The sequence below is a fragment of the uncultured Subdoligranulum sp. genome, from assembly GCF_937890665.1.
Genome location: NZ_CALADU010000128.1, coordinates 1 through 6826, shown reverse-complemented (window position 1 = coordinate 6826; position 6826 = coordinate 1). Strand labels below are relative to the sequence as shown.

Annotated in this window: 7 protein-coding genes; 4 read left to right on the top strand and 3 right to left on the bottom strand. The window is 57.9% G+C overall.

What is annotated here, in order from left to right; translation table 11 throughout:
• Both Q0526_RS07725 and Q0526_RS07720 read right to left on the bottom strand, forming a co-directional pair.
• On the bottom strand, positions 1 to 1400 hold a 1400-nt coding region (locus Q0526_RS07725), incomplete at its 3' end, for a recombinase family protein (protein WP_298732246.1).
• Positions 1397 to 1519 carry a hypothetical protein gene (locus Q0526_RS07720; RefSeq protein WP_298732244.1) on the bottom strand — a complete coding sequence of 41 codons (123 nt, stop codon included), beginning with the start codon at positions 1517 to 1519 and terminating at the stop codon, positions 1397 to 1399. The genes Q0526_RS07725 and Q0526_RS07720, both read right to left, overlap by 4 nt.
• A gap of 266 nt (positions 1520 to 1785) precedes the next feature.
• Here Q0526_RS07720 and Q0526_RS07715 point away from each other — a divergent pair, with 266 nt between their 5' ends.
• On the top strand, positions 1786 to 3948 hold the full coding sequence (locus Q0526_RS07715; RefSeq protein ID WP_298732242.1) for a CRISPR-associated endonuclease Cas3'': 2163 nt from the start codon (positions 1786 to 1788) through the stop codon (positions 3946 to 3948).
• A gap of 97 nt (positions 3949 to 4045) precedes the next feature.
• Here the strand turns inward: Q0526_RS07715 and Q0526_RS07710 are convergent, their stop codons facing one another.
• Positions 4046 to 4174: a hypothetical protein gene (locus Q0526_RS07710; RefSeq protein ID WP_298732240.1), complete on the bottom strand. Its 129-nt coding sequence runs from the start codon at positions 4172 to 4174 to the stop codon at positions 4046 to 4048.
• Positions 4175 to 4270: 96 nt separating this feature from the next.
• Between Q0526_RS07710 and cas5c the strand changes: the two genes are divergently transcribed.
• The 3 genes from cas5c to Q0526_RS07695 all read left to right on the top strand — a co-directional run.
• The gene (gene cas5c, locus Q0526_RS07705) at positions 4271 to 4915 is read left to right on the top strand and encodes a type I-C CRISPR-associated protein Cas5c (RefSeq protein ID WP_298732238.1); all 645 of its coding nucleotides are present in this window, start codon (positions 4271 to 4273) and stop codon (positions 4913 to 4915) included.
• A complete protein-coding gene (gene cas8c, locus Q0526_RS07700) occupies positions 4912 to 6660 on the top strand; it encodes a type I-C CRISPR-associated protein Cas8c/Csd1 (protein WP_298732236.1) in 1749 nt (582 codons plus the stop codon). The genes cas5c and cas8c overlap by 4 nt, the downstream gene beginning before the upstream one ends.
• 2 nt (positions 6661 to 6662) lie before the next feature.
• A partial coding sequence (locus Q0526_RS07695; protein ID WP_298732248.1) for a type I CRISPR-associated protein Cas7 occupies positions 6663 to 6826 on the top strand: 164 nt, incomplete at its 3' end.

Sequence of the window (6826 nt, the reverse complement as noted above, 5' to 3'; positions counted from 1 at the left end):
TCCTGTTCCACCGGGTCCGCTTCCCGGCAAAGGCGGTCCAGTTCCTTTTGGCTCCGTGTTTCCTCCCGCCGAAGTTCCTGCGTGATGTAGTCAAATTCCTCTGCCGTGAGCCGTCCCTCCGCCTTGTCTTTATAAGCGCACAGGCGCGTGCGGCGGGCGTTTTCCTGCCTGCATTCCAGTTTGCGGCGCAGGTTTTCGAGGTCCCGCCTTTTCCCCCGGCTGGCCGCACATCGGCGTGCCATTGCAGCCGGGTCCACCCGCCCCTGTGCCAGCGTGCGCAGGCTGTCCTGCACCGCCTGCAATACCGCGTCCTCCCGAATACTGTGGGACGTACACCGCCGGGCCGCAGGATCACGATAGTAACCGTAACAGTTCAGATACCAGTAGCCGCCCCGCTTTTTGGCGTACAGCGGACTGCCGCAGTCGGCGCAGCGGGCAACGCCGGTCAACAGGTGCGGCTGGCCGTGGGCTGCGTATGTACGCACCTGCAACATTGCCTGCGCCTGCGCAAAATCTTCGCGGCTCACCAGCGGTTCATGAGTCCCCTGTACCACGATCCAGTCTTCGGGCCGGACACGGCGGCGCAGATGGACCTTGTAATTCACGGTCCGGGTAAACTGCTGGGCCATATCTCCCTGATAGACCGGGTGGGACAGGATGCGCCGGATGCTCTCGGCATTCCAAAGGCCGGTGAAGCGGCGGCTGCTGTCCCTCATCTGCTTGCTGGCCGCCGGGGACGGGATCTGTTCGCTGTTGAGCATATGGGCGATCCGGGTACGGCTATTCCCACCCAGAAACAGCGAAAAGATGCGCTGTACCGTGGGTGCTGTTTCCTCATCCGGCAACAGATGATATCTGTCCGCCGGGTCAATGCGGTACCCATAGGGAGCCTGCCGCCCCAGGAATTTTCCCTGCCGTTTGAGGATGCCCAGCGAAGTCCGCACCTTGGCGCTGGCATCAGCGGCGTAAAGATCGCTGAATACATTCTTGAACACCGCCATCTGTTGCACGCTGTCGGTATTCCCGGACGAGTCGTACTGATCGTTGACCGCGATAAAGCGGACGCCCAGCCGTGGAAAAATCTGTTCCAGATACCGCCCGGTTTCGGCATAGTTGCGCCCCAGACGGGAAAGGTCCTTGACGATCACACACCGGACGCTGCCGTCAAGCAGACAGTGTTCCAACGCCTGGAACCCCGGACGCTCAAAATCTGTACCTGTATGGCCATCGTCCACAAATTCCCGTTGGATCGAAAAACCGTGCTGCCCCGCCCACTCCCACAGGAAGGCGCGCTGGTTCTGGATAGAATCCGATTCCGCCGCCGGGCCGTCCGCCGATGACAGACGCAGATAGATGGCCGCCGCCATTCCCTGTGCTGTCTGCCCGCCGGGGCGCTTCATAAGGCAGGGTCCTCCGGCGTATTCCCGCTCAGATTGGCGACCAGCCGTTCCAGGCACGCTTCCAGTGTCGGGGCATCCTTTTCTTCTGCAAATCGAATCGTGACCGTCGGTGCATCCATCCCCTCATACGCCCCCGTTCCTCTTTCACTCCGGTCAATACTTATGCGGGACGTGCGCTGTATATTTCGCCGCGCTTTCTTTATAGGACGTTTTGTTTTGCACGGGAGTTCGCCTGTTTGTACAATGATTCTTCTTTCTGTTTGGTGTTTCCTACAAAAATCGGCCCGTTCCCCGTTTTCCCGCCAGAAGTCCTGATTATAGCACACCTTTTGTGCTATACTGGGTCTAAAAGAAAACCAGTTCTCTGTGAAGGAGGTTTTTGAGCATGGAACACCCCGATGTTTTCCTCGCTCACATTTCAGAAGATGGCCTGCGCGCACAAAGCGTGAAGGAACATCTACAGGGTACCGCCGATTTAGCGGCAGAATTTGCAGCGCCTTTCGGCGGCCGCGAACAGGGCCGCCAGTCCGGCATGCTGCATGACATAGGTAAATTCAGCCACGAATTTCAAAAGCGGCTACACGGCGGCCCCAAAGTCGATCACGCCACCGCTGGCGCGGTGGAAGCCTTTTTTCATCTACGGCAATTTGAGACCGCCTTCGTTATAGCTGGTCACCACGGAGGTCTGCCCGATGGGGGCGCACAGACTGACGCCGCCGGTGCAGGGACATTGTTTGGACGGCTAAAGAAAACGGATCTGCCAGACGCAGCCGCCTGGCGCAAAGAAGTCCAGATCCCTGCCGCCGTTCATCCCCGGCAAATTCCCATCGATAATTTGTCCGAATCCTTTTATATTCGGATGCTGTATTCCTGTCTCGTGGACGCGGACTATCTGGATACCGAAACCTTTATGGCAGGCAGCGCCGCACCCCGCGGCAATTACGAGCCCCCAGCCCTTCTATTAGAAAAGTTGCAGCAGTACATTGCCCCCTGGTGGGATGCCAAAACCGAACTGAACCGCAAACGCTGCGATATTTTGCGCACCTGCCTGCAAACCGGCGGTTCCTGCCGCGCCGGCCTGTATACGCTGACCGTTCCTACCGGCGGCGGCAAGACGGTTTCCTCCCTGGCTTTCGCGCTGGCACACGCGGCGGCACGCGGGAAAAAGCGGATCATCTATGTCATTCCCTACACATCCATCATTGACCAGACCGCCGATGTGTTCCGCAAAATTCTGGGAGACGAAAACGTGATCGAACATCACGCCGGTGTCGATTACTCTGTCCCGGAAGGCGATGTAGACCCGGCGCTGTACCGTAAAGCACTGGCCACCGAAAACTGGGACGCCCCTGTCATCGTCACCACTGCTGTACAGTTTTTTGAATCTCTGTACGGCAATCGTTCTTCCCGCTGCCGCAAATTGCATAACATCGCGGACAGTGTCGTTATTTTTGACGAAGCACAGACGCTCCCTGTCAGTTATCTGCGCCCCTGCGTGGCGGCTATTGGGCAGTTGGTGCAGTATTATGGCGTCACTGCGGTCCTGTGTACGGCCACCCAACCTGCGCTGCAACCGCTCTTTGCCGAATTAGCGCCTGCCCTTACCATGCAGGAGATCTGCCCGGGCACCCAAGCCTTGTACGATTTTTTCCGCCGCACCACCCTGCGCAATGCCGGGGAATTGACCGAAGCAGAGCTTGCCGCCCGCCTGAACGGCCTGCCGCAGACCCTCTGCGTTGTGAACCGCCGTGCCACCGCCCAACGGCTGTATGCCATGCTGGAACCGGAAGGCCGTTACTGCCTGACCACGCTGCTTTGCCCCGCTGACCGCAAACGGCTCTTGAAAGAGATCCGCTCCCGCCTGCTGCAAGGTCTGCCCTGCCGTGTAGTCTCCACCTCCCTGATCGAAGCGGGCGTCGACGTGGACTTCCCCTCCGCCTGGCGGGAGGAAGCCGGGTTGGATTCCATCCTGCAAACAGGCGGGCGCTGCAACCGGGAGGGAAAACGCCCGGTCGCTGAAAGTATTGTTACCATCTTCCGTCTGGAGGGGCAGCGCACGCCCGCCATGATCCGCCCCAATGTGGATTCCGCCCGCCATGTTCTGGATACCTTCCCCGATCCCGCGCAGCCCGAAGCCATTGAAAGCTATTTTTCCTTTTACCGTGCCGTAAAGGGAGACGCTTCGCTGGACCAGCACCAAATTCTGGACGCTTTCCGTACTGGTTTTGAAGGGCGCATGTTTCCCTTTGCTACCGTGGCGGAAATGTTCCATCTGATCGACACTGCCACGGTCACCGTATACTTGCCCGTAGATGAGGGGGCGGCCTTGGTGGAGCGCCTTCGCGCCGGGGACGTCAGCCGCAGCTTATACCGCCAGCTGGGGCAGTATGCCGTCAACATCTACCCGGAACACCTGAAAAAACTTCTGGCAGCCGGCGCCGCGGAACCCGCCGATACAGACAGCTACATTTTGACCGATCTTTCGCTGTATGACCGCCAGACCGGCCTGTCCCTGAACGTAGAGACCGGGAAAGGGATCTTTCAGTAAAAGAAAAGGGCGACAAGATGCACCCTTGCCGCCACAATTCTAAAACCGAAAACCATATACAATATTTTCTACCCACAGCTTTCGCTGACCGCTTTTATTATACCCAACCTGCCGGGAAAATACAACGTGCGAATGGATCTGCTTCTATACAAAGCGCCCAAAATCCCGGCATAAAATGCAGCACCCCTCCAAAAAGCAGTCGATTTGCATTTTTTTGTAAATTCATGATTGACTTTTCCCTCTTTGCAGCAGTATAATCATCTCACAGGAATATTTAAAACATATTCAATAGAAAAAAGTTATTGAAAGGAGTGGAACGCCTATGATCCAACTGGAAGTCTGGGGGCCTTATGCCCTCTGTTCGAGGCCGGAACTAAAAGTGGAAAGAGTATCCTATGATGTCCTCACGCCCTCCGCGGCGCGGGGCATCGTGGAGGCCGTCTATTTCCACCCCGGTCTTCGTTGGCACATCGACAAAATTTATGTTCTCAACCCCATTCGCTTTGTCAGTGTCCGCCGCAACGAGGTCGCCAGCAAAATTTCCAGCCGCAACGCCCGGCAGGCTGCGCAGGGCGGCGGGCAGCCGCTGTTTCTTGCCACCTCGCAGGAGATCGTCCAGCGGGCTTCGCTGCTGTTGCAGGATGTCCACTATGTGATCGAAGCCCATTTCGAGATGACGGACAAAGCCGCCCCCTCGGACAACCCCGGAAAGTTCCAGGACATCGTTACCCGCCGGATGGAACGCGGGCAGTGTTTCCATGCCCCCTATTTCGGCTGCCGGGAATTTCCCGCCGCCTTCCAACGCTGGCCGGGCGGACCGATCCCCACCATCGAGGAAACCCGCGATTTGGGTCTGATGCTGTACGACTTCGACTACACAGACCACCAAAACATCACACCCACCTATTTCCGGGCCAAACTGGAACACGGGGTGCTGGACACACGGGATTGTGAGGTGTTCCGATGATTCTGCAAGCACTGACACAGTGTTACGAGGACCTGCTGGCCCAAGGCAAAGCCGACCGTCCCGGGTGGAGCCAGGCACGTGTAAGCTACGGCCTGGTGCTCAATGCGGACGGAGAATTGACGCAGTTACTTCATTTGCAGCAGGAAGAACCTCGCGGCAAAAAGACCGTTTTGGTCCCCCAGTCCCTCCTGGTCCCCTCCCCTGTCAAACGCAGTTCGGGTCCGCGCGCCAACTTTCTGTGCGACAACAGCAGTTATCTGCTGGGCGTGGACGCCAAAGGCAAGCCAACACGAACCGCCGAATGTTTTGCCGCCGCCCAAACACTGCACAGGGAACTGCTGCAAGACGCCGACACCCCCGCCGCACGGGCTGTCCTCCGCTTTTTTGAAACCTGGGCCCCAACGCAGGCCGCAGACCTTCCTGTTCTACAGGAAGACTGGGAGGACCTGCTGAAAGGCGGCAACCTGGTATTCTGGTATAACAATGCGCCGGTCACACAGGACCCTGTTATTGCAAATGCTTGGACACAGCACTACGAATCCAGCGATCAGGATGCCGAGCCAGTCCGCTGCTTGGTCACCGGCCGCCAGGGACCACTCGCCCGTCTGCACCCCGCCATCAAGGGGGTCGCCGGTGCGCAAAGCGTCGGCGCTTCGCTGGTTTCCTTCAATGCACAGTCCTTCTGCTCTTACGACCATGAGCAGGGCGCCAACGCCCCCGTCAGTGAATATGCGGCCTTTGCCTATACCACGGCGCTCAACGCCCTGTTGGCCGACCGGGATCATGTAAAACGGGTGGGCGATACCACCATCCTCTGCTGGGCGTCCGGCGGCGAAACCGCCTACCAGGATTGCTTCCTTGCGGGGCTGTTCAACGATTCCTATACGGAAAAAGACATTCTGAACGTATTTCACACACTGGCAAAAGGCGAACCTGTTGATTGGCAGGAGCATCGCCTGGATCCCGCCACACGCTTTTATGTACTCGGGCTGGCTCCCAACGCGGCACGTCTGTCGGTGCGCTTTTTCTGGCAAAACACCTTCGGCACGCTGGCCCGCAATGTGGCAAAACATTATAAAGAGCTGGAGATCATCCGCCCCTCTTATGACAAGTTTGCCACGCTCCCCATCTGGCGGCTGGTACAGGAAACCGTCCGCAAGCCCGCCCCCGGCGCACGCCCGCCAGAGCCCAATCCTCGTCTGGCTGGCGATCTGCTGCTTTGCGTGCTGAACGGCACACGTTATCCCGCCACGCTGCTGGACGGCGTTGTCCTGCGTATCCGCGCAGAGCATAACGTATCCCGCGGGCAGGCTGCCATTACCAAAGCATACTATCTGCGCAACAGCCAAAACGCGCAGATCAAGGAGGTCATGACCATGCAACTCAATGAACAAAGCACGTATCTTCCCTATGTGTTGGGGCGGTTGTTTGCTGTATTGGAAGGTTTGCAGCAAAGCGCCAATCCCGGCATCAACACCACCATCAAGGACCGTTATTTCAACTCCGCGTCCGCCACACCGGCCACGGTGTTCCCGCTGCTTATCAATCTGGCGCAAAAGCATCTGGGCAAGCTGGACGGCGGCCTTGCCAAATATTACAACGAGAAGATCACCGAACTCAACGGCCGCATCACCCAGACCCTGCCCGCCCGCATGAGCCTGCCGGAGCAAAGCGCCTTCCAGATCGGTTATTATCACGAGACCCAGGCCCGTTATACTGCCAAGAATAAGAAGGAGGAACAGTAACCATGTCTGAAGCTATCAAGAATCGCTATGATTTCGTTATTCTTTTCGACGTAATGAACGGAAATCCCAACGGCGACCCGGATGCCGGGAACATGCCCCGCATCGATCCCGAGACCGGCTATGGTCTGGTGACGGACGTCTGCCTCAAGCGCAAGATCCGCAACTA